We start from the raw sequence: 22738 nt of genomic DNA on the forward strand, positions 1-22738 counted from the left end.
CAAGGAGTCTCATGTCCACCCCTGCCGATGTCGTTTTCCGAGGTGGGCCGGTCCACACGATCGACGCCGCTCGTCGCCGGGCCACGGCGGTTGCCGTGCGGGACGGGCGGATCGTGGTCGTCGGGCACGACCCGGACGTACGCGACCTGATCGGCCCGCGTACCGAGGTGATCGACCTGGCCGGACGGGCATTGGTGCCCGGCTTCCAGGACTCGCACGTCCATCCCGCCCTGGCGGGGATGACGCTGATCCGCTGCGACCTCTCCGAAGCGCGGGACGCCGAGGCGACGTTCGCGCTGATCCGCACGTACGCGGCCGACCGGTCCGAAGAGGCGTGGATCAGCGGCGGCGGCTGGAGCATGGAGGCGTTCGCGGGTGGTACGCCGAGCCGGCACCAACTCGACGCGATCGTGCCGGACCGCCCGGCGTTCCTGATCAACGCGGACGGCCACGGCGCGTGGGTCAACACGCGCGCCCTCGAACTCGCCGGCGTCACCCGGGACACCCCGGACCCGGCCGACGGGCGGATCGAGCGCGAGGCCGACGGTACCCCGCAGGGCACCCTGCACGAGGGCGCGACCGCCCTGGTCGGCGACCTCGTACCGGGCCTGGACGCGGCGGACGCCCTGCGTGCGCTGCTCGCGGGCCAGGCGCGCATGCACTCGGTCGGTGTGACGTCCTGGCAGGACGCGATGGTCGGCTCGGCCCACCCGGGGCTGGACCCGCTGGAGTCCTACCTCACGGCGGCCCGTTCGGGGCAGCTCACCGCCCGGGTCGTCGGCGCGCTGTGGTGGGAACGCGACCACGGCGCCGAGCAGTTGGAACGACTGCTCGACCTGCGGGCGTCCTCGTCGGTCGGGCGCTTCGCGGCGACCAGCGTGAAGATCATGCAGGACGGCGTCGCGGAGAACTTCACCGCCGCCCTGAACGAGCCCTACTTCGACGGTTGCGGCTGCCACACCGGCAACAGCGGCCTGAGCTTCGTCGACCCGATCGCGCTGCGCGAGCACGTCACGCTGCTGGACGCGCACGGCTTCCAGGTACACGTGCACGCGGTCGGCGACCGGGCCGCCCGCGAGGCGCTGAACGGCTTCGCCCAGGCACTCGCGACCAACGGCCACGGCGACCACCGGCACCACATCGCGCATCTCCAGGTGATCCACCCCGACGACGTACCGCGCTTCGCCGCGCTGGGCGTGACCGCCAACCTGCAACCCCTGTGGGCCGCCCACGAGGCCCAGATGGACGAACTCACCATCCCGTTCCTGGGCGACGAACGCGCCGCGTGGCAATACCCGTTCGGCGACCTGCTCCGCTCCGGCGCCACGCTGGCGGCGGGCAGCGACTGGCCGGTGAGCGCACCGGACCCGATGTGGGGCATCCACACGGCGGTCAACCGCGTACTGCCGTCCTTCGCGGACCCGTCCGACACCGTCTTCCTCCCCGAACAGCGCATCGACCTCACCGCGGCCCTGGCCGCCTACACGGTGGGCACGGCGTACGTGAACCACCGCGACCACGACACGGGCACCATCGAGCCCGGCAAGCTCGCCGACGTGGTGGTCCTCGACCGCGACCCGTACGCGGGCCCGGCGACGGAGATCGGCGAGACGGGAGTGCTCGCGACGTACGTGGAGGGCACGGCCGTGTACGCGGCCCAGGGGCTGTGAGGGCTGGTGGGTGGGTGCGGGGCGGTCCGGGTGCGCACGGCGGAGCTGTGAGGGCTGCGGGTAGGCGCGGCGGCGGTCGGGTGCGCGGCGCGGTGTGAGGCTGCCTGCCGGGATGGGTGCGGCCGGCCGGTTATGCGGCGCGGGGTGTTGAGGCCCGGGGGTGGGTGGGGCTGGGCCTGTACGCGGGGCGGGGTGTGTCGAGGCCCGGCGTAGCTGGGGCCGGCCGGGTACGCGCCGCAGGGCCTGTGAGCCCGCCGGGCAGGTGCGGTTGGCTCGGCCGGTCCGTCCGGTCCGGCGGGCTCTTCGAAGCGTGGGGTGGGCATCGTCCGCGGAGGAGGGGATGCCCACCCCACAGCCATGAAGGCATGATCCTTGTGGAGACAATCCACGTGGAGATAATCTGCGCGGGGCGAAACTTGGCCAGGTCTCTCGGGCCTCTCGTCGCCACGCCCGTCGTCCCTGCCTCTTCTCCACCTCCCCCGCACGTCGAAGGCGGCGCCCGCCATGCCTCTGAGCCCCGAAGACAGCCCCGGCTTCCTGCTCTGGCACACCACCCTGCGCTGGCAACGTGTCATGGCCGCGACGCTGACCCCCCTCGACCTGACCCACCCTCAATTCGTACTCCTGGCGAGCCTGCACTGGCTCGACACCCAGGGTGCCCACCCCAACCAACTCGCCCTGGCCACGCACGCCGGCATGGACGTCAAAACCGTCAGCCAAGTCCTGCGCCGCCTCGAAGCCAAGGGCTACCTGACCCGAGAGACCGACCCGACCGACACCAGGGCCAAGCTCCTTCGCATCACCGAACCCGGCACCACACTCGCCAGGCGAGCCATGCACGACGTCGAGGCGGCCGACGCAACCTTCTTCGCCGAAGTCCCGGAATACGCAGGCCTCCTGACCTCCCTTCGCCACCTCTCCGGCACTCCCGAGAAGTAACAAGTAGGGGAACGGCGTTTCCGCCCTCCGGACGTGCGGCCCGAGAACATACGGTTCGATGGAAGCCATGCCAGTACGCCCACCTTTCACCGAACAGGACCTCCTCGACGCCGCCGGAAACAAGTCGTACGGCCGGGGTGAGGGTTATCTCGACGCGGTCGCGAACCTCACCGAGGAGGAGCCGGGCTACGTCACCGCCGTCGTATACGGAAACGACACCTACGCGGTGGTCCTCGAATACGGAGCGGACGGCCTCACCGGCGACTGCGACTGCCCGTACGGCGAGCAGGGCTACTTCTGCAAGCACTGTGTCGCCGTTGGCCTCGCCTTCCTGCGCTCCGCCACGGCCCGCCCGGTCGAGGCAGCCGAAACCGCCGCGTTCGACCTCCGCGCCTACCTGGCCTCGCTCGATCCCCACGAACTCGTCGACCTCCTCGACGAGGCGGCCCGCAGCGACCCCGACCTGCGCCGACGGCTCACCCTGCGCGCGGCCCGCACCGACTGCGGCGCCGGCCCGGACATCACGTCGATCCGCGAGCACCTGGGCCGCGCGCTCCGCACCTACGGCTACCTGGACCGGCGCGGCGCCCACGCCTACGCCGAGGCGGTCGCCGACGTTTCCGAGACCCTGCGAGAGCTGCACGAGGGCGGCCATCACACAGCCGTCATGGATCTCTCCGGCCGCGCCCTGGCCCTGATCGGCTCAGCGCTCGGCGAGATCGACGACTCCGACGGCGGCATCACCGACGAAGGCGAAGTCCTGGTGGAACTGCACGCCGAAGCGTGCGCCGCCGCCCCGCCCGACCCGGCCGAACTCGCCGACTGGCTCCTTGCCTTCCAACTCGCGAACCACGATTGGCCGGAGCTGGCGCTCCGGGACTACACAGAGCCGCTCGGAGAAACCGGGATCACGCACTACGCCGCCCGACTGCGCGCCGTACAAGAAGACCGCGCCGGCCGCGACGACCACCGGTGGTTGATCCAGCACCTCCGTGAGGACCTCGCCAAAGTACGAGAAGACACGGACGCGCAGGTTGAGGCCCTCGCGGACAACCTCACCCACGGCTACGCCTACCTCCGCATCGCCGAGGTCCTCACCGCCGCCGACCGCAAGGACGAAGCCCTCTCCTGGGCCGAACGCGGCTTCGCCGAATACCCGAACGAATCCAGACTCGCCGACCACCTGACGCAGCGCTACAGCGCCGCAGGCCGGCATGCGGACACCCTGAAGATCCGCTGGGAGCAATTCCGCCACCAGCCGAGCGTCGCGCTCCACAACCAAGTCCTCGAAGCCGCCCGGGCGATCGGCGAACTCGACCACTACCGCGCGGAGACCCTGCGACTACTGCGCGAGGCAGCCGGCGAAACGCCCACCGGCACTTGGGCGGCCCGAGTCCTGATCGACGTCCTGCTCGCCGAGGAGCACTTCGACCAGGCATGGAAGGCAGCCGAAACCCTCGGCGCCAACCGCGACCAATGGCTGCGCCTCGCCGAAGTCTGCCAAACCACCCGCCCCGCCGAGGCCCTGGCCATCTACGTCCGAGAAGCCGCAGCCCTCATCAAAACCATGGGCAACGACGCCTATGCCCGCGCCGCCGACCTCCTGGCCCGCGCCCGAGAAATGTCCCGAGCCACCGGCCACGAGCCCGAGTGGCAGGAGCACTTCACCAAACTCCGCACCGAACACCATCGCAAACGAAACCTGACCACCCAACTCACCCGCCGGGGCCTCATATGAAGCCGCCGCTCGACCGAGTGGTTGATCGGATGTCGGAGGATCCGCGCCGTGGAGATCCGGGCACAGGATGGGCGCGGACAGCGCAACACAGCGAAAAGCGCCCGGCCCCAGTAGGACTGAGAGCGGACGCTTCGTCATCGCGTTCCTGCTGGTCAGGTCACACTTGCACACCCTGACCTCTGTGTGCCCCTGGCAGGATTCGAACCTGCGCACACGGCTCCGGAGGCGCCTGGAGACTATGGCATTTACGCAGGTCAGGGGTATGTCGGGTGTTGTGTTGGTGTGGCCACGCCACCAATACGCCGCAGGCTCGACCTTCTTGCCACACGAGTGATGGTTGGGGGTGGTTCCCTCCTCGGCCGGGTGTGCTTGCACGAGCCGGGGCGCTCGGTGGGTGGGGCGGTCGGGGTGTGGCCGCCCCACCCACCGAGGGGTCTGGTACGCCTCTGGCACCCGGCCGAGGAGGGAACCACCCCCAACCCCAAGGAACCACCCATGCACCGCAGCCGACCGTCAGGCCCACCCCTCCGAAGGCCCGGGGCGGGGTCCGGAGCCTTGCCCCGGCTGTACGAGTACATGACCGGCTGTCGCTCGCCCTGAAGCCGACGAGCAGCATGGAGGCGGAGGTGGCTCGGCGAGCGGGCAACAGCGTGGAAGTCCTGCTCAGCCGGTACGCGAAGTGCATCGATGGCCGGGACGAGCTGAACAACCGCAAAATCGAGGCGATGTTGCGCGACGACGCCTGAGCGACGGAGCATGAGTGGACCCCGGGTCTCCCGGGGTCCTTCGTCGTTTTGGGGTTGACCTGCGGCGATGCTTCAAGATCCCCGCCGCGTATACGCCGCAGCACCTGTCACAGGGCTGCATATCGCGACTCACGGTCGCACATGGTCTAGACCCTACAAACAGCGATGGCCCCTGGTGAGGGGCCATATCTGCTGGTCAAACGGTGTGCCCCTGGCAGGATTCGAACCTGCGCACACGGCTCCGGAGGCCGTTGCTCTATCCCCTGAGCTACAGGGGCTCGGGTGACGTGAACATTACCAGCTCTGGGGAGTGGGTTGCGAAGGGGTTGGTGGTTGGGGTGGGGGGAGGTGGGGGTGAGATGTGCGGATCGGGCCCGCGGGTGGGTGTGGGGGGCCTAACCTCACTGGCGTGGGCGGGATTGGTGGTGAGGCGGCGCGGGTGCTTGTCGTGGATGACGACGAGGTGATTCGGCAGCTGATCGCGGTCAATCTGCGGCTGGAGGGGTTCGTGGTGAGTACCGCGTGTGATGGTGAGGAGTGTTTGCGGCTCGTGCACGAGGTGCGGCCGGATCTGGTCACGTTGGATGTGGTGATGCCGCATTTGGATGGGATCGGGACCGCGGCGCGGTTGCGGGCGGATCCGCGGACCAGTGGGTTGAAGATATTGATGATCAGTGCCTGTGCGCAGGATGAGGATTTTTCTCGGGCGCGGGCGGTCGGGGTGGATGGGTATCTGACCAAGCCGTTTCATCCCGAGCAGCTCATTCGGCTTGTGCGGGCGTTGTCGCCGGGGCCGTTGCCGGCCGATCCCCTGGCGGATCTCTCGACCGATCCCGCGCCGGACGCCTAGGTCGAGCCCGCGGCCGTTCCCGCGGGGGATGCCTCGGCCGGTCCCTCGGCCGACCCCGCGGCGATTTCTTGACCGACCTCGCAGCGCACCCCGTGGCCGCGCACTCGGCTGACCCCCTGGCGGACTTGCGGCCGACCTCGCGCCGGACCCCGCCGACTCCGGGTCCACGCCGGCGGCCACCTCGCGCCGCAGCCCCGGTCCACCCCGCGCTCGCGCTCGGCAACCTTGCGCCCGGCCACCTCGCGCCCGCTCACCCGGCCGACCCCGCGCCCTCGGCCGAGCTCCTGCCGGACTCCCGGCCGTCCCCGTGCCCGCGGCCACCTCGCCGGCCCCGCCCGACCCTGCACCCGCCTCCTCAGCCGATCCCGCGCCGGACCCCAGGCCGTCTCGTACCGGCCCCCGGCCATCCCGCCCCGGCCCCCGGCCACCCCGCCCCGGCCCCCCGGCCCACCCCACCCGGCCCCCGCCCCCGCCCGACCCCGCCCGACCCGCCCCCACGACTCCCCCCGCTTCCTCCCCGGAGTGTCACTCGAATGACCGACCCCGCCCGCCGGGCGGGTTGGTCGGCGGGTCGCCTACGCTTGTCCCCGTGACCCCCGCAGAGCTTTCGCAGTCAGTGTTGTCCGCGGTTCGTGCCGCCGTCGAGGCGGGCGAGCTCGCCGTTGCCGTGCCCGAGAGCACGACGGTGGAGCGACCCAAGAACCGCGAGCACGGGGACTACGCGACGAACATCGCGTTGCAGCTCGCGAAGCCGGCCAAGCGACCGCCGCGGGAGATCGCCGAGTTGCTGGCCGCGCGGATCGCGCAGGCGCCCGGCGTGGCCAAGGTCGACATCGCCGGTCCGGGCTTCCTGAACATCACCTTCGACACGGCCACCCAGGGCGAGTTGGCCCGCACCATCGTCGAGGCCGGCGCCGAGTACGGCAGCAACAACGCGTTCGACGGGCTGAAGATCAACCTGGAGTTCGTCTCGGCGAACCCGACCGGGCCGATCCACATCGGCGGCGTGCGGTGGGCCGCCGTCGGTGACTCGCTCGGGCGGATCCTGCGTGCGTCCGGTGCGGATGTGACCACCGAGTACTACATCAACGACGCCGGCGTGCAGATCGACAAGTTCGGCAAGTCGCTGATGGCGGCGGCCAACGGTCGGCCCGTCCCCGAGGACGGCTACGTCGGCGCGTACATCAACGACATCGCCGCCGACATCGTCGCCGAGCACCCCGACGTGTCCGGCCTGGCCGAGGCCGAGCAGGAGAAGGTCTTCCGGGCCACCGGGCTCAAGCTGATGGTCGCCGAGATCCAGCGCTCGATGGAGAACTTCGGCGCGCACTTCGACGTGTGGTTCTCCGAGACCACGCTGCACGAGTCCGGCGCGGTGGAGAAGGCGATCGAGCGGCTGCGCGAGCAGGGCCACGTCTACGACGACAACGGCGCGATCTGGCTGCGCACCACGGACTACGGGGACGACAAGGACCGGGTCCTGGTCAAGTCCGACGGCGAGAAGACCTATTTCGCCTCCGACGCCGCGTACTACCTGAACAAGCGCGACCGCGGCAACGAGGTCGCCGTCTACATGCTCGGCGCCGACCACCACGGCTACGTCGGGCGGCTCAAGGCGATCGCGGCGTGTGCGGGCGACGACCCCGAGCGCAACATCGAGATCATCGTCGGCCAGTTCGTGAAGATGATGCGCGCCGGCGAAGAGGTCCGGATGTCCAAGCGCGCGGGCAACATCATCACCATCGACGACGTCGTCGAGTGGATCGGCGTCGACGCCGCGCGGTACTCGCTGGCGCGCTCGTCCACCGACTCCACCATCACGCTGGACATCGACATCCTCACGTCGCACAAGAACGAGAACCCCGTGTTCTACGTTCAGTACGCGCATGCGCGGATGTCCGCCGTCGAGCGCAAGGCGGCCGAACGCGGCATCGTCAAGGGCGAGTTCAAGCCCGAGCTGCTGTCCACCGAGTGGGAGTCCGACCTGCTCGGCATGCTCGGCGAGTTCCCGCGCGTGGTGGCCAAGGCCGGCGAGATGCGCGAGCCGCACCACGTCGCGCGTTACCTGGAGCAGCTGGCCGGCACGTACCACCGCTTCTACGACCACTGTCAGATCCTGCCCAAGGGCGAGGAAGAGGTCACCGACCTGACGCACGCCCGAATGTGGTTGGCCGAAGCCACGAAAACCGTGGTGGCCAACGGCCTCGCCCTGCTCGGGGTGTCCGCCCCCGAGCGCATGTGACGGATCGTCACAACGCAGGCGACAGGCCGAAGGCCGGGCACATGCCCGGCCTTCGGCCGTTCCGGGCCACCGGGCCACAGGCCACAGGACGCCGGCCGACAACCCCCGGCCGACAACCCCCGGCCACCGACCACCCACCGGGCGCCACCCCGCCGGCGCCCACCCCCGCGAGCGGTCCACCACCCCGCACGCGACCCACCCCACACCGACGCCCTCACCCCACGGGGAGCACCACGACATGAGCCGCTCCGCCCACCCCGCCGGTCCCCGCCACGCGGACGTCCTGCCCGACGGCGCGCCGCCGATCGCGCCCGAGGACCTGACCCTGCTCGACCCGAAGATCTGGCCCGCGGGCGCCGAGCGCGGCGCCGACGGTGTGGTCACCATCGCCGGCCTGGACGTACGCGAACTCGCCCGCGAGTTCGGCACGCCCGCCTACATCCTCGACGAGGCGGACTTCCGGGCCCGCTGCCGTGCCTGGCGCGAGGCGTTCGAGGGCGCCGACGTGTTCTACGCGGGCAAGGCCTTCCTGTGCCGCGCGCTGGTGCGCTGGATCGCCGAGGAGGGGCTGAACCTGGACGTGTGTACGGCCGGCGAGCTTGCGGTCGCGCTGTCCGCGGGCATGGACCCGGCCCGGATCGCCTTCCACGGCAACAACAAGTCCGCCGCCGAACTGGAGCGCGCGCTGGAGGTCGGCGTCGGCCGGATCGTGGTCGACTCGTTCGAGGAGATCAGCCGGCTCGCCTTCCTGGCCGACCGGCGCGGCGTCACCCAGAAGGTACTGGTCCGGATCACCGTCGGGGTCGAAGCGCACACCCACGAGTTCATCGCCACCGCGCACGAGGACCAGAAGTTCGGCTTCTCGCTGGCCGACGGCCAGGCGGCCGAGGCGGTCCGTCGGATCCGCAAGCTCGAATCGCTCGAACTGATCGGTCTGCACTCGCACATCGGCTCGCAGATCTTCGACACGGCGGGCTTCGAGGTGGCCGCACGCCGGGTGGTCGGCCTGCTGGTCGCGGTCCGCGACGAGCACGGCGTCGAACTGCCCGAGATCGACCTCGGCGGCGGTCTGGGCATCGCCTACACCTCCGCCGACGACCCGCAGTCGCCCGCGGTGATCGCCGCCTCGCTGCTGGACATCGTGCGCCGCGAATGCGCCGCCGCCGGCCTGGCCGCACCCCGCCTGTCGGTCGAACCCGGCCGCGCGATCGCCGGGCCGGGCACCTTCACGCTGTACGAGGTGGGCACGATCAAGCCGCTGGAGGGCCTGCGCACCTACGTCAGCGTCGACGGCGGGATGTCGGACAACATCCGCACCTCGCTCTACGACGCCGAGTACAGCGTGACGCTCGTCTCACGTGCGAGCGACGCGGCGCCGATGCTCTCCCGGGTGGTGGGCCGGCACTGCGAGTCCGGCGACATCATCGTCAAGGACGCCTACCTGCCCGCCGACCTGGCTCCCGGCGACCTGCTCGCGGTGCCCGCCACCGGCGCCTACTGCCGCTCGATGGCGAGCAACTACAACCACGTGACCCGCCCGCCGGTGATCGCGGTCCACGACGGCACCGCACGCGTCATCGTGCGGCGCGAAACCGAAGAGGACCTGCTCCGCCTCGACATCGGCTGAGCAAAACCTGATCGGCCGAGCAAGATCGGGCCGGCCGGGCAAGACCAGGCCGGCCGAGCAAGACCCGATCGGCCGGGCAAAACCCGACCGGCTGGGCAAACCCCGCGGCAGCGGATCGCCGACAGCGGCAGGATGCAATGCGCGGGCCCCGGCCGGGCACCACCCGGCACCCGCCGGGGGCACCACCCGGCACCCGCCGGACACCCGGCCCCGGTCGGACACAGCCGGCACGGTCCGGACGACCGCAGGAAAACGAGAACAACGAAACAAGAACAATGGAACGATCGGGGGTCGCCGCGTGGCGGCCCCCGGGCTCGGGAGAAAATCCCGTTGCCCGCATGTGAGGCCGCAAGAATTGTCGTCTCGGATCCTGGACCGGCCCCGGTTCGGCCAATGATCCGAGCGACACTTGTCGGCACTGCCTGTCTCCGGAAATCCCCCGGACGGCAGACTCGGACAACCTTTGTCTTCGAGAAGTGAGGTCGGATGATGCGTACGCAGCCGCTGAAGGTGGCGCTGCTCGGTTGTGGTGTGGTCGGCTCCGAAGTGGCCCGCATCATGACGACGCACGCGACCGACCTCGCCGCCCGAATCGGGGCCCCGATCGAGCTCGCCGGAGTGGCCGTACGCCGCGCCGGGCGCGAGCGCGCGGGCATCGACCCCGCGCTGATCACCACCGACGCGGTGGAACTGGTCAAACGCGACGACATCGACGTGGTGATCGAGGTGATCGGCGGCATCGAGCCCGCCCGCGGCCTGATGTTGTCCGCGATGGAGCACGGCGCCTCGGTGGTCTCCGCCAACAAGGCGCTGCTGGCCGAGGACGGCTCCACGCTGCATGCCGCCGCCGCGAAACACGGCGTGGACCTCTACTACGAGGCCGCCGTCGCCGGCGCGATCCCGCTGCTGCGTCCGCTGCGCGAGTCGCTCGCCGGGGACAAGGTGGAGCGGGTCCTGGGCATCGTCAACGGCACCACCAACTTCATCCTGGACCGGATGGACTCGACCGGTGCCGGCTTTGCCGAGGCGCTCGACGAGGCGACCGCGCTGGGCTATGCCGAGGCCGACCCCACCGCCGACATCGAGGGCTTCGACGCCGCCGCCAAGGCCGCGATCCTGGCCGGTCTGGCGTTCCACACCCGGGTGACCGCCGCCGACGTGTACCGCGAGGGCATCACCGAGGTCAGCGCCGCCGACGTGGCCAGTGCCAAGGCGATGGACTGCGTGGTCAAGCTGCTGGCGATCTGCGAGCGCGGCGCCGACGGGCAGAGCGTCAGTGCCCGCGTGCACCCGGCGATGATCCCGCGTACGCACCCGCTGGCGTCGGTACGCGAGGCGTACAACGCGGTCTTCGTCGAGTCCGAGGCGGCCGGGCAGCTGATGTTCTACGGCCCCGGAGCGGGTGGCGCGCCGACCGCGAGCGCGGTGCTCGGCGACCTGGTCGCGGTCTGCCGCAACAAGCTCTCCGGCGCCACCGGGCCCGGTGAATCGGCCTACGCCCAGCTGACCCCGCAGCCGGTGGGCATCGCCCGCACCCGCTACCACCTCAGCCTGGACGTGGCCGACCGGGCCGGCGTGCTGTCCCAGGTGGCCGCGGTGTTCGCCCAGCACGACGTGTCCATCGACACGGTCCGTCAGCAGGGCCGGGACGGGGATGCCACACTCGTGATCGTCACCCATACCGCCACCGACGCCGCCCTCGCGGCGACCGTCGCCGATCTGCGCGGTATGGACATCGTCCGTGACATCGCCGGCATCATGCGGGTCGAAGGGGAGTAGAGGGACCGTGAGCGCGCTCAAGGAAGGCGTCCGCACCACTCAGTGGCGCGGGGTCATCGAGGAATACCGCGACCGTCTGCCGGTCTCGGCGAACACACCCGTGGTCACCCTGCGTGAGGGTGGTACGCCGCTGGTCCCCGCCCAGGTGCTCTCCGAGCGCACGGGATGTGAGGTTCACCTCAAGGTCGAGGGCGCCAATCCGACCGGGTCCTTCAAGGACCGCGGCATGACGATGGCGATCTCCAAGGCCAAGGAGGAGGGCGCGCAGGCGGTCATCTGCGCATCCACCGGCAACACCTCGGCCTCCGCCGCCGCATATGCGGTGCGCGCCGGGATGGTCTGCGCCGTACTGGTCCCGCAGGGCAAGATCGCGCTGGGCAAGATGGGCCAGGCGCTCGTGCACGGCGCGCGCATCCTCCAGGTCGACGGCAACTTCGACGACTGCCTCACGCTCGCCCGCGATCTGGCCGAAAAGTATCCGGTCGCGCTGGTGAACTCGGTCAACCCGGTCCGCATCGAGGGCCAGAAGACCGCCGCCTTCGAGATCGTCGACATGCTCGGCGACGCGCCCGACATCCACGTGCTTCCGGTGGGCAACGCGGGCAACATCACCGCGTACTGGAAGGGCTACAACGAGTACGCCGCCGATGGCCTGGCCGGCCGCAGGCCGCGCATGTGGGGCTATCAGGCGGCCGGTTCGGCGCCGCTGGTCAACGGCGCGCCGGTGCTCTCGCCGCAGACGATCGCCACCGCGATCCGGATCGGCAACCCCGCCTCGTGGGACTTCGCGATCGCCGCACGGGACGAATCGGGGGGTCACATCGAATCGGTGACCGACCGTCAGATCCTCTCGGCGTATCGTCTGCTGGCCGCGCAGGAGGGCGTCTTCGTGGAGCCGGCGTCCGCCGCGAGTGTGGCCGGATTGCTCCAGGCGGCCGAACAGGGTCGCGTCGATCCCGGCCAGCGGATCGTCTGCACGGTCACCGGAAACGGCCTCAAGGACCCCGACTGGGCGGTGGCCGGCGCGCCCAAGCCGGTCGTCGTCCCGATCGACGCGTCCGCCGCCGCCGCCCAGCTGGGCCTCGGCTGACCCGCGGCACACCACCCGCAACACGCGTCGGCGGCTCGGACCACCGCTCCCGGCACCCGCCGAGGGCGACCCGCGCCGCCGACCCGCGCCGCGACCCGGAAAAACGCCGCGTCGCGGCACCGGGGGCGCAAGCCGGCCGGCCCCGCCGGGAAAAGCCCACTCCGGCCGGGAAAACCGAGCCCGCTCCGGAATGTCGGCCACCATCGGGGGAAAGCTTCCTATGCCGGGGAAAGCCGTCCCGACCAGGGAAAGTCGCCCCCAGGGGAGCCGTCCCGCCCCGGAAAGCCACATCCCGCCGGGGAAGGGAATGTGACCCCGCCCGGGCAAAGCAGACCCGACCCGGGAAAGCAGACCCCGCAACCGGGGTGGAAAGCGCCCGGAACCGACCGGGGCGGCCGACGATCCCCGTCGACAACGGCTTCCGCCCCCTTTCGATCCCATTTCCGGTACCAATCCCACGACGCGGTGGTTACGGTGTCCCGCGAGGGAACGCACCTTCGGTAGGCTGATCACCGGACGCGACCTTGCACTCGTTCCGCGGCACATGCCGCCCGAGTCTCGCGTCTGTTCCTGCCGTTCCGCAGCACCCGCGATTTCCCGAACGCGCCACCGGTTCGGACCGTCCCGTGAAGGTGCCCGGAACTCCACGAGGAGGAGTGTCCACGCGTATGGCCGGCCCCGCATTCCGTGCCGCCCCCGTCCGGGTTCGCATCCCGGCCACGAGCGCCAACCTGGGTCCCGGGTTCGACGCGTTCGGACTCGCGCTCGGACTGTACGACGACGTCGCCGTCCGGGTCGCGGACGAGGGCTTGTCGATCGACATCGCAGGTGAGGGCGCCGACGACCTGTCCCGGGACGAGAACCACCTGGTCGTGCGCGCGGCCTACGCCGCGTTCGAGGCGATGGGCGGCCGACCGCCCGGCCTGGACGTCGTGTGCGCCAATCGCATCCCGCACGGGCGCGGACTGGGCTCGTCCGCCGCGGCCATCTGTGCCGGCGTGATCGCGGCCCGGGCGCTGACGATAGGCGGCGCGGACCGTCTCGACGACGACGCCACCCTGGCCCTGGCGACCGAGCTCGAAGGCCACCCGGACAACGTCGCCGCGTGTCTGCTCGGCGGCTTCACGATCGCCTGGACCGACGAGGACGGCCCTCGGGCGGTGCGATCGACCCCCGACCGGGGTATATCTCCCGTCGTGTTCGTACCCTCCGTTCCGCTGTCCACCGAGGTCGCCCGCGGCCTGCTGCCGGCCAAGGTGACGCACCGCGACGCCTCGGCGAACGCGGGGCGCGCCGGCCTGCTGGTCACCGCGCTGACCTCGCGTCCGGACCTGCTGTTCGCCGCGACCGAGGACCGGCTGCACCAGACCTACCGTGCGCCCGCGATGCCCGCGAGCGCCGAATTGATCGACAAGCTGCGCGCACAGGGGATGGCCGCGGTCGTCTCCGGCGCGGGGCCGACCGTGCTCGCCCTGGTCACGCACGACCGCGTGGACGAGGCGATCGGCAGCGCCGGGCCCGATTGGGTGGTTCGGCAATTGCACGTGGACGGGGCCGGAGCAAGCGTCATGCCACTGGCGTGACCTGCGTACTCGCCGTTCGTTGGCAGTACGCCCGGTAGGCGGGAGCCGGCCCGACCGTGGACCCGGTGCGGCCGGGCGAGTGGTCGGCGACGGTGGTGGATCCGTTCACTCCACTGCACTACCGCAGGAAAAAAAGGGCTGCGCCGGGGGAGCGATGGGGTGGGGGAATGTCTCTTGGGTCCGGTAGTGTTAGCGTCATCACCGCACCAGATCCCCCGCCCGCATAGGGTTGGGCGCGTTCGGTGCTCTGTGGCCACGATCCTTTGGGAGTCTCCCCTCCTGCCTGTCCTTCGTGACGAACGTGGCTCCCCGATACAGACCGGCGGAACCACCGCGCCGCGTCGAGCTCATCCCGGGGACCCGAGGGCTGTTCCTTCACAGGAAATCGAGCCCCTACAGGAATACGAGCCCCCACAGGCATACATGAGCCCGATCCTCGCAGTACTGGGCACATTTTCGACGATTCCCGCCATCCGGCGGACCACCGCACCGGACCGCACTGGAAGCGGGACGGACAGCACAACCGGTCGCCGAGCCCCCTCAAGGCCGACGCCCGCTCCAGGGAAGGACCCTTCGTGAGCGACACCACCGAACTCATGGACGCAACGCCGCAGGCCGCGTCCGCCTCGGGTGACGCGGTTGCCACCGCGGACGCCCCCGCTCCCGCCACGCGGCGCCGCCGCTCGACGGGCACCGGCCTCAACGGCATGGTGCTGGCGGAGCTGCAGCAGGTCGCCACCGGGCTGGGCATCAGCGGCACCGGCCGTATGCGCAAGAGCCAGCTGATCGAGGCCATCCAGGCAAAGCAGGGTGGATCGGACGCCGCTCCCGCTGCCGCCGCCGCCACGAAGCCGGCCCGGGCGACCAGGGCCAAGGCCGCCGCTGCCGCCGCGGACAACGGCGCGGCGCCCGCCGAGGTCGCCGCGGAGGCGCCCGCCGAGGCGCCGGTCGCGGAGGCGCCCACCCGGGCCCGCCGGGCCGCCCGGACGCGGGTCGCGGTCGAGGCACAGCAGATCGAGATTCCGGAGCAGGCGGCTGCCGAGGCACCCACCAACGGCCGCACCCGGCGTGAGCAGGGCGAGCCCGCGGCCGAGGCCGTCGAGGCCCCGACGCGCCGTCGTGGCGAGCGCGCCGAGCGCGCCGAGCGCACCGGCGACGACCAGGGCGAGCAGCGCGAAGGCGGCGAGCGGGAAGGCCGTCGCGAGCGTCGCGAGCGCGGCCAGAACCGGCGCGACCGCGGCGAGCGCAACAACGAGCGCGGCGGCGAGCGCGCCGAGCGCCCGGAGCGCGGCGAGCGGGCCGAGCGCGGCGACCGCAACAACAACGAGCGCGGCGACCGCGGCGAGCGCGGCAACGACCGCGCCGAGCGGGCCGACCGCGGCGGTGAGCGCGGCAAGCAGCAGCAACAACAGCAGCAGGACAACGACCCGATGGGTCCGGACGACGACTTCGAGGGTGGCGGCCGTCGGCGCCGTGGCCGTTACCGCGACCGCAACCGTCGCCGCGGTGGCCGCGAGGGCTTCGAGACCAACGAGCCCGTGCTGGCCGACGACGACGTCCTGGTCCCCGTCGCGGGCATCCTGGACATCCTCGACAACTACGCCTTCGTGCGGACCTCGGGCTACCTGCCCGGCTCCAACGACGTGTACGTCTCGCTCGCCCAGGTCCGCAAGAACGGCCTGCGCAAGGGCGACGCCATCGTCGGCGCGGTGCGTCAGCCGCGCGACGGCGAGCGGCGGGAGAAGTTCAACGCGCTCGTGCGCCTGGACACGGTCAACGGCATGGAGCCGGAACAGGCGCGGCAGCGCTCCGACTTCAACAAGCTGACTCCGCTGTACCCGCAGGACCGGCTCCGCCTGGAGACCGACTCCAGCGCGCTGACCACGCGGATCATCGACCTCGTGTCGCCGATCGGCAAGGGCCAGCGTGGCCTGATCGTCGCGCCGCCCAAGGCGGGCAAGACGATGGTGCTCCAGGCGATCGCCAACGCGATCACCGTGAACAACCCCGAGTGCCACCTGATGGTCGTGCTCGTGGACGAGCGCCCCGAAGAGGTCACCGACATGCAGCGCTCGGTCAAGGGCGAGGTCATCTCCTCGACCTTCGACCGGCCCGCCGAGGACCACACGATCGTCGCCGAGCTGGCCATCGAGCGCGCCAAGCGCCTGGTCGAGCTGGGCCACGACGTGGTCGTGCTGCTCGACTCGATCACCCGCCTGGGCCGCGCGTACAACCTCGCGGCGCCCGCCTCCGGCCGCATCCTGTCCGGTGGTGTCGACTCGACCGCGCTGTACCCGCCGAAGAAGTTCTTCGGCGCGGCGCGCAACATCGAGAACGGCGGCTCGCTGACCATCCTCGCCACCGCGCTCGTCGAGACCGGCTCGCGGATGGACGAGGTGATCTTCGAGGAGTTCAAGGGCACCGGCAACATGGAGCTCAAGCTCGACCGCAAGCTCGCCGACAAGCGGATCTTCCCGGCGGTGGACGTGGACGCGTCCAGCACCCGCAAGGAAGAGATCCTGATGGCCTCGGACGAACTCGCGGTCGTCTGGAAGCTGCGGCGGGTGCTGCACGCACTCGACCAGCAGCAGGCCATCGAGCTGCTTCTGGACAAGATGAAGAAGACCAAGAGCAACGGCGAGTTCCTGATGCAGATCCAGAAGACGACGCCGATGCCGAACGACTAGTCGGGGTCGGGCGTGGGGTCCGGGGGTCGCCCCCGGACCGGCACGGCCGGAAGACGACGCCGATGCCGAACGACTGGTCGGGGTCGGACGTGGGGTCCGGGGGTCGCCCCCGGACCGGCACGGCCGGAAGACGACGCCGATGCCGAGGAGCGGATCCTCGGGTCGGTCGTGAACACGACGCAACACGCAACGACAAGGCACGGCGTCGGCCGGGAGGGAATGTCACGACCTCGGTCGTGGTTGGGCGGTACAGACCCTGATTTGGGTCCGGTCGCCCCCTCCTGGCAGACTGCTCTGTCGGCCCCGGTTCACGTGACGCCCACTCGGGCGTACGACCCGGTGCCCTCCCGAACCCAAGGAGACTCCTGTGAAGCCCGACATCCACCCCGAGTACGTGGAGACCACCGTCACTTGTGGCTGTGGCTCGACGTTCACCACGCACAGCACCGCGACCAGCGGCCAGATCCGCGTCGAGGTCTGTTCGCAGTGTCACCCGTTCTACACGGGCAAGCAGAAGATCCTCGACACGGGTGGCCGTGTGGCGCGCTTCGAGAAGCGCTTCGGCAAGCAGCCGGTGGCCGGCAACAAGTAGCGACCCTGCGGCGCCGGAGGAGCGGTGGGCCTTGTCCAAGGTCCGTCCCGCCCCTCCGGCGCCGTTCGTTTGTCCTCCCGTCCGGCGTCCCACCGATCCCGCCACCGCGTTACCGATCCCGCCGAGTTCGCGGCCATACCCCAGAGGAGCCCCCCAGTGTTCGAGGCGATGGACGACCTGCTCGCCGAGCACGCCGACCTGGAGCGGCAGCTCGCCGATCCGGCCGTGCACACGGACCAGACGCGCGCGCGCAATCTCGGGCGGCGCTACGCCGAACTGGGGCCGATCGTGGACGCCTACCGGCAGTGGTCCAGTGCCGCCGACGACGTCGAGGCCGCACACGAACTGGTCGCCGAGGACCCGGACTTCGCCGCCGAGGCGGCGGAGGCCGAGCAGCGCCGCGAGGAGTGCGCGGAGAAGCTGCGCCGGTTGCTCGTGCCGCGCGACCCGGCCGACGACAAGGACGTGATCCTGGAGGTCAAGGCGGGCGAGGGCGGCGAGGAATCGGCCCTGTTCGCCGGCGACCTGCTGCGGATGTACCTGCGCTATGCCGAGCGGGCCGGCTGGAAGACCGAGATCCTCGAATCCAACGAGTCCGATCTCGGCGGCTACAAGGACGTCCAGGTCGCGGTCAAGACCAAGGGCAACCCCGCGCCCGGCGAGGGCGTCTACGCCCGGCTGAAGTTCGAGGGCGGCGTGCACCGTGTGCAGCGGGTGCCCGCCACCGAGTCGCAGGGCCGCATCCACACCTCCGCGGCCGGCGTCCTGGTGCTGCCCGAGGCCGAGGACGTCGAGGTCGAGATCAACGCCAACGACCTGCGCATCGACGTGTACCGCTCGTCCGGCCCCGGCGGCCAGTCGGTCAACACCACCGACTCCGCGGTGCGCATCACGCACCTGCCGACCGGAATCGTGGTCTCCTGCCAGAACGAGAAGAGCCAGCTCCAGAACAAGGAGTCGGCGATGCGCATCCTGCGCGCCAGGATGCTCGCCGCGGCCCAGGAGGAGGCCGACAAGGAGGCCTCCGACGTGCGTCGCAGCCAGGTCCGCACGGTGGACCGCTCCGAGCGCATCCGGACGTACAACTTCGCGGAAAACCGGATTTCCGACCACCGCGTGGGCTACAAGGCGTACAACCTGGACCAGGTGCTCGACGGCGATCTCGATCCGGTCATCCAGGCGTGTGTGGACGCCGACATGGCCGCCCGGCTCGCCCACCAATAACGGAGACGAGATGAATCTGCTGCTCGCCGAGGTGGCCCAGGCCACCCTGCGACTGGCCGACGCGGGCGTTCCCTCTCCGCGCTTCGATGCCGAGGAACTCGCGGCGTTCGTGCACGGCGTCAAGCGTGGCGCCCTGCACACCGTCGCCGACGGCGACTTCGACGCGCGGTTCTGGGAGGCCATCGCGCGCCGGGAGGCCCGTGAGCCGTTGCAGCACATCACCGGGCGCGCGTTCTTCCGATACCTCGAACTCCAGGTGGGCCCGGGGGTGTTCGTGCCTCGCCCGGAGACCGAGGTGGTGGTCGGCTGGGCGATAGACGCGCTGCGCGCGATGGACGTGGCCGAACCGCTCGTGGTCGACCTGTGCACCGGCTCCGGCGCGATCGCGCTCGCCGTGGCCCAGGAGGTGCCGCGCTCGGTCGTGCACGCGGTCGAGCTGGACCCGGACGCGTACCGCTACGCCGCGCGCAACGCGAGCGGCTCGCGGGTGGTCCTGCACCGGGGCGACGCGCTCGCCGCGTTGCCGGAGCTGGACGGCACGGTCGACCTGGTGATCAGCAATCCGCCCTACGTCCCGCTGGACGAGCGGGACGAGATGGCGCCCGAGGCCCGCGACCACGACCCCGAACTGGCGCTGTTCTCCGGGCCGGACGGGCTCGACTTCATCCGGATCCTGTCCAAGACCGCCTACCGACTGCTGCGCCCCGGTGGTCTGGTGGTGGTCGAGCACGCCGACACCCAGGGCGGCGCGGTGCCGTGGATCTTCAACGAGGAAGCCGGTTGGGTGGACGCGGCCGATCACCGCGACCTGACCAATCGCCCGCGCTTCACCACCGCACGCAAGGAAGGCGCGTGAACCGCGCGCCCCGCACACTCGCAGCACCCGCATCACCGGCACCGCCCGCACCATCCGCACCGCCTGTGTCGCCCGCACCGCCCGTACCGCCCGCAGTGCCTGTATCGCCCGTACCGCCCGTACCGCTTCAGGAGGTAAGTGCCCGATGAGCCGACGCTACGACTGCTCCGACGCGATGGACCGTGGGCTCGGGCTGCGTGAGGCGACCGGGGCGATCAAGCGCGGCGACCTGGTCGTGCTGCCGACGGACACCCTGTACGGCATCGGCGCGGACGCGTTCACCCCGCATGCGGTGCACGCGTTGTTGGACGCCAAGGGCCGCGGCCGCAACATGCCCTCGCCCGTGCTCGTCGGCTCGCCGAACACGCTGCACGGGCTGGTCACCGGCTTTCCCGAGGTGGGCTGGGAATTGGTCGACGCGTTCTGGCCGGGTGCGCTCACCATCGTCGCGTTCCACCAGCCGTCGCTGATGTGGGACCTGGGCGATACGCGCGGCACGGTCGCGGTGCGCATGCCGCTGCATCCCGTCGCGATCGAGTTGCTCATCGAGACCGGACCGATGGCGGTCAGCAGCGCGAACCGGTCCGGCAATCCGGCGGCGACCACGGTCGACGAGGCCGAGGCCCAGCTCGGCGACTCGGTGTCGGTGTACCTGGACGGCGGCACGTGCCCCTCGACCGCGCCGTCCTCGATCGTCGATCTGACCGCCGGCCGCCCCCGGTTGCTGCGTGAGGGTGCCCTGTCGCTGGACACGTTGCGCGAGGTCGTTCCCGACCTGGAGGGCGTGAATTGACCCCGCCACCACCCGTGGGGCACTCCTACGGGCCGTACGGGTCCGCGGCCGACTCGTTTCGGATCCTGTTCGTGTGCACGGGGAGCATCTGCCGCTCGCCGATCGCCGAGCGGCTCGCCCGACTCGGCCTGGAGCGCCGGCTGGCCGCCGACGACGCGGTCCGGCTCAGCGTGCAGAGCGCCGGGACGTGGGGGCACGAGGGTGCGCCGATGGAGCCGCACGCGGCCGAGGTGCTGCTCGAATACGGCGCCGATCCGGGCGACTTCCACGGCCGCGAGCTGCTCGACGAGCACGTCGCCGAGGCGGACCTGGTGCTCACCGCGACGCTGGACCACCGCGCGCACGTGGTGTCCATGGGGCATGCCTCGGGGCTGCGTACGTTCACGCTCAAGGAGTTCACCCGGCTGGTCGCGGTGCTGGAGCGGGCGCCCTACCCCGAACGCGATCTGGTCCAGCGCGGCCGCTCGCTGGTGCGCGCCGCCGCGGCGCTGCGCGGCCGGTTGGCCGCGCCCGATCCGGAGTGGGACGAGGTGGCCGACCCGTACGGCGCGCCGCTGAGCGTCTTCCGGGCCTGTGCCTCCGACATCGGCTCGGCCCTGGATCCGGTGCTCACCGCCCTCACCGGACACCCCGCGCACAGCCTCTGACCGACGGGTCGGCGCGCGGGTCGCGAGCAGGTGCGCCGCGCGGTCGGCAACGGGCCGGAATCGACCCGGGAAGAGCCTGTCCGTGTCCGGACCCCCGGCATATGGTGGAGGCGTTCCTGCGGCCCGGTGCCACGCCCGGCGACGTTCACCCCGCCACGGCGCCCGGCAGGCACCTCGCCGCCCCGCCGAAACATCCGAGTACGTCAGGTACGCGAACGTGCCGGCGGCACGCCGATGCACCGCACCGAACACCGCGACGGGGCAAACGTTGCCGAGCGCGGCACTGGAGGCGCAGTCCCATGGGCACTCCCGACTCCACGTCGACTCCCTTCTGGGGACCGGACTTCGGCGCCCTCCACGAGGCGGATCCGGAGATCGCCGAGGTGCTCCTGGGCGAGTTGGCCCGGCAGCGCGGCGGCCTGCAACTGATCGCCGGCGAGAACTTCACCTCCCCGGCGGTGCTGGCCGCGCTCGGCAGCACGCTCGCCAACAAGTACGCCGAGGGCTACCCCGGGCGGCGCTACTACGGCGGTTGCGCCGAGGTGGACCGTGCCGAGGAACTGGCCGTACACCGGGCCCGCGCCCTGTTCGGCGCCGGGCATGCCAACGTGCAGCCGCATTCGGGTACCGCCGCGAACCTGGCGGCGTACGCGGCGGTGCTGGCACCGGGCGACACGATCCTGGCCATGTCGCTGCCGCACGGCGGGCACCTCACCCACGGTTCCCGGGTGAACTTCTCCGGCCGCTGGTTCCACGCGGTCGCCTACGGGGTCCGGGAGAGCGACGAACGCATCGACTACGACCAGGTCCGGGACCTGGCCCTGGCGCACCGGCCGCGATTGATCGTGTGCGGCGCCACCGCTTATCCCCGACTTGTCGATTTCGCGGCATTTCGACAGATCGCCGACGAGGTGGGTGCCTATGTGATGGTGGACGCGGCCCACTTCATCGGCCTGGTCGCGGGCGACGCGGTGCCCTCGCCGATCCCGTTCGCGGACATCGTCACGTGCACCACGCACAAGGTGCTGCGCGGTCCGCGCGGCGGGTTGATCCTGTGCCGGGAGGAATTCGCCGACCGGATCGACCGGGCGGTGTTCCCGTTCAGTCAGGGCGGCCCGCACATGCACGCGGTGGCCGCCAAGGCGGTCGCGCTCGGTGAGGCGGCGACCCCCGCGTACCGGGTGTACGCACGTCGTGTGGTGGCCAACGCGCAGGCCCTGACGCAGGGCCTGCAGGCCGAGGGTCTGCGGGCGGTCTCCGGGGGTACCGACACCCATCTCGCGCTGTTGGATCTGCGGCCGATCGGGGTCAGCGGCAGTGACGCGGAACGCCGCTGCGAGCGGGCGGGCATCACGCTGAACAAGAACGCCGTCCCGTTCGATCCGGCCAAGCCGATGATCGCGTCCGGGATCCGGGTCGGCACGGCCGCGGTGACCACGCAGGGCATGACCGAGACGGACATGAAGGAGATCGCCCTGCTGATCGGCCGGGCGGTGCGCGAGGACGACGAGGGCGTGCTGCGCGAGGTGCGGGTGGCGGTGGCCGAACTCGTCGCGACCCGCCCGGCGTACCCGCGCCGGTGAGGGACGGATTTCGGCGGACCCGGTTCCGACAAACCCGCCCCGGGGTGGCTGGGACCGGGGGGACTGTGGTTACGTGTGGGGCGACGGGCCGG

16 protein-coding genes and 1 tRNA gene are annotated in these 22738 nt (G+C 71.1%); 16 read left to right on the forward strand and 1 reads right to left on the reverse strand.

The window, feature by feature from the left end:
• Positions 1-11 precede the first annotated feature (11 nt).
• The 3 genes from ACIBM5_RS12385 (at position 12) to ACIBM5_RS12395 (ending at position 4347) form a co-directional block, all read left to right on the forward strand.
• Positions 12-1670, forward strand: a complete 1659-nt coding sequence (locus tag ACIBM5_RS12385; protein ID WP_396006818.1) for an amidohydrolase — start codon at positions 12-14, stop codon at positions 1668-1670.
• Between the two features lie 504 nt (positions 1671-2174).
• Positions 2175-2609 (forward strand): MarR family winged helix-turn-helix transcriptional regulator, encoded by a 435-nt coding sequence (locus ACIBM5_RS12390; protein WP_396006819.1) that lies wholly within the window; start codon positions 2175-2177, stop codon positions 2607-2609.
• A gap of 58 nt (positions 2610-2667) precedes the next feature.
• Entirely contained in the window at positions 2668-4347 is a 1680-nt protein-coding gene (locus tag ACIBM5_RS12395) for an SWIM zinc finger domain-containing protein (protein ID WP_396006820.1), read from the forward strand.
• 952 nt (positions 4348-5299) lie between these two features.
• Here ACIBM5_RS12395 and ACIBM5_RS12400 read toward each other — a convergent pair.
• A tRNA-Arg gene (locus ACIBM5_RS12400) sits at positions 5300-5371 on the reverse strand.
• A 131-nt stretch (positions 5372-5502) separates the two neighbouring features.
• Between ACIBM5_RS12400 and ACIBM5_RS12405 the strand changes: the two genes are divergently transcribed.
• From ACIBM5_RS12405 to glyA, 13 genes are all read left to right on the forward strand, one after another.
• Positions 5503-5943, forward strand: a complete 441-nt coding sequence (locus ACIBM5_RS12405) for a response regulator transcription factor (protein WP_396006821.1) — start codon at positions 5503-5505, stop codon at positions 5941-5943.
• Positions 5944-6532: 589 nt separating this feature from the next.
• Complete coding sequence (gene argS / locus ACIBM5_RS12410; protein ID WP_396006822.1) at positions 6533-8185, forward strand: arginine--tRNA ligase; 1653 nt, start codon at positions 6533-6535, stop codon at positions 8183-8185.
• A 238-nt stretch (positions 8186-8423) separates the two neighbouring features.
• Positions 8424-9812: a diaminopimelate decarboxylase gene (gene lysA / locus ACIBM5_RS12415; RefSeq protein WP_396006824.1), complete on the forward strand. Its 1389-nt coding sequence runs from the start codon at positions 8424-8426 to the stop codon at positions 9810-9812.
• A 489-nt stretch (positions 9813-10301) separates the two neighbouring features.
• A complete protein-coding gene (locus ACIBM5_RS12420) occupies positions 10302-11591 on the forward strand; it encodes a homoserine dehydrogenase (RefSeq protein ID WP_391581772.1) in 1290 nt (429 codons plus the stop codon).
• 7 nt (positions 11592-11598) lie between these two features.
• A complete protein-coding gene (gene thrC, locus ACIBM5_RS12425; RefSeq protein WP_391581222.1) occupies positions 11599-12681 on the forward strand; it encodes a threonine synthase in 1083 nt (360 codons plus the stop codon).
• A 668-nt stretch (positions 12682-13349) separates the two neighbouring features.
• On the forward strand, positions 13350-14264 hold the full coding sequence (thrB, locus tag ACIBM5_RS12430; protein WP_391581223.1) for a homoserine kinase: 915 nt from the start codon (positions 13350-13352) through the stop codon (positions 14262-14264).
• A gap of 575 nt (positions 14265-14839) precedes the next feature.
• Positions 14840-16951, forward strand: a complete 2112-nt coding sequence (gene rho, locus ACIBM5_RS12435) for a transcription termination factor Rho (protein WP_396006825.1) — start codon at positions 14840-14842, stop codon at positions 16949-16951.
• Between the two features lie 367 nt (positions 16952-17318).
• A complete protein-coding gene (gene rpmE, locus ACIBM5_RS12440; protein WP_355543038.1) occupies positions 17319-17543 on the forward strand; it encodes a 50S ribosomal protein L31 in 225 nt (74 codons plus the stop codon).
• A gap of 156 nt (positions 17544-17699) precedes the next feature.
• Complete coding sequence (prfA, locus tag ACIBM5_RS12445) at positions 17700-18767, forward strand: peptide chain release factor 1 (RefSeq protein ID WP_396006826.1); 1068 nt, start codon at positions 17700-17702, stop codon at positions 18765-18767.
• A gap of 10 nt (positions 18768-18777) precedes the next feature.
• Positions 18778-19623, forward strand: coding sequence for a peptide chain release factor N(5)-glutamine methyltransferase (gene prmC / locus ACIBM5_RS12450; RefSeq protein WP_391581225.1), 846 nt, complete (start codon positions 18778-18780; stop codon positions 19621-19623).
• A 145-nt stretch (positions 19624-19768) separates the two neighbouring features.
• Positions 19769-20416 (forward strand): L-threonylcarbamoyladenylate synthase, encoded by a 648-nt coding sequence (locus ACIBM5_RS12455; RefSeq protein ID WP_396006828.1) that lies wholly within the window; start codon positions 19769-19771, stop codon positions 20414-20416.
• Positions 20413-21063, forward strand: a complete 651-nt coding sequence (locus tag ACIBM5_RS12460) for a low molecular weight phosphatase family protein (protein WP_379988075.1) — start codon at positions 20413-20415, stop codon at positions 21061-21063. The genes ACIBM5_RS12455 and ACIBM5_RS12460 overlap by 4 nt, the downstream gene beginning before the upstream one ends.
• Before the next feature lie 299 nt (positions 21064-21362).
• Positions 21363-22646: a serine hydroxymethyltransferase gene (gene glyA, locus ACIBM5_RS12465; RefSeq protein WP_396006829.1), complete on the forward strand. Its 1284-nt coding sequence runs from the start codon at positions 21363-21365 to the stop codon at positions 22644-22646.
• Positions 22647-22738: the final 92 nt, after the last annotated feature.

Source organism: Embleya sp. NPDC050493 (assembly GCF_044458105.1).
In the GTDB taxonomy this organism is placed as follows: domain Bacteria; phylum Actinomycetota; class Actinomycetes; order Streptomycetales; family Streptomycetaceae; genus Embleya.

Bases quoted from the DNA above. Each gene is read 5' to 3' on its own strand.
- thrB (WP_391581223.1), top strand. From the start codon at position 13,350: ATGGCCGGCCCCGCATTCCGTGCCGCCCCCGTCCGGGTTCGCATCCCG.
- ACIBM5_RS12395 (WP_396006820.1), top strand. From the start codon at position 2,668: ATGGAAGCCATGCCAGTACGCCCACCTTTCACCGAACAGGACCTCCTC.
- ACIBM5_RS12385 (WP_396006818.1), top strand. From the start codon at position 12: ATGTCCACCCCTGCCGATGTCGTTTTCCGAGGTGGGCCGGTCCACACG.
- ACIBM5_RS12420 (WP_391581772.1), top strand. From the start codon at position 10,302: ATGCGTACGCAGCCGCTGAAGGTGGCGCTGCTCGGTTGTGGTGTGGTC.
- prmC (WP_391581225.1), top strand. From the start codon at position 18,778: ATGAATCTGCTGCTCGCCGAGGTGGCCCAGGCCACCCTGCGACTGGCC.
- glyA (WP_396006829.1), top strand. From the start codon at position 21,363: ATGGGCACTCCCGACTCCACGTCGACTCCCTTCTGGGGACCGGACTTC.
- ACIBM5_RS12390 (WP_396006819.1), top strand. From the start codon at position 2,175: ATGCCTCTGAGCCCCGAAGACAGCCCCGGCTTCCTGCTCTGGCACACC.
- ACIBM5_RS12455 (WP_396006828.1), top strand. From the start codon at position 19,769: ATGAGCCGACGCTACGACTGCTCCGACGCGATGGACCGTGGGCTCGGG.
- lysA (WP_396006824.1), top strand. From the start codon at position 8,424: ATGAGCCGCTCCGCCCACCCCGCCGGTCCCCGCCACGCGGACGTCCTG.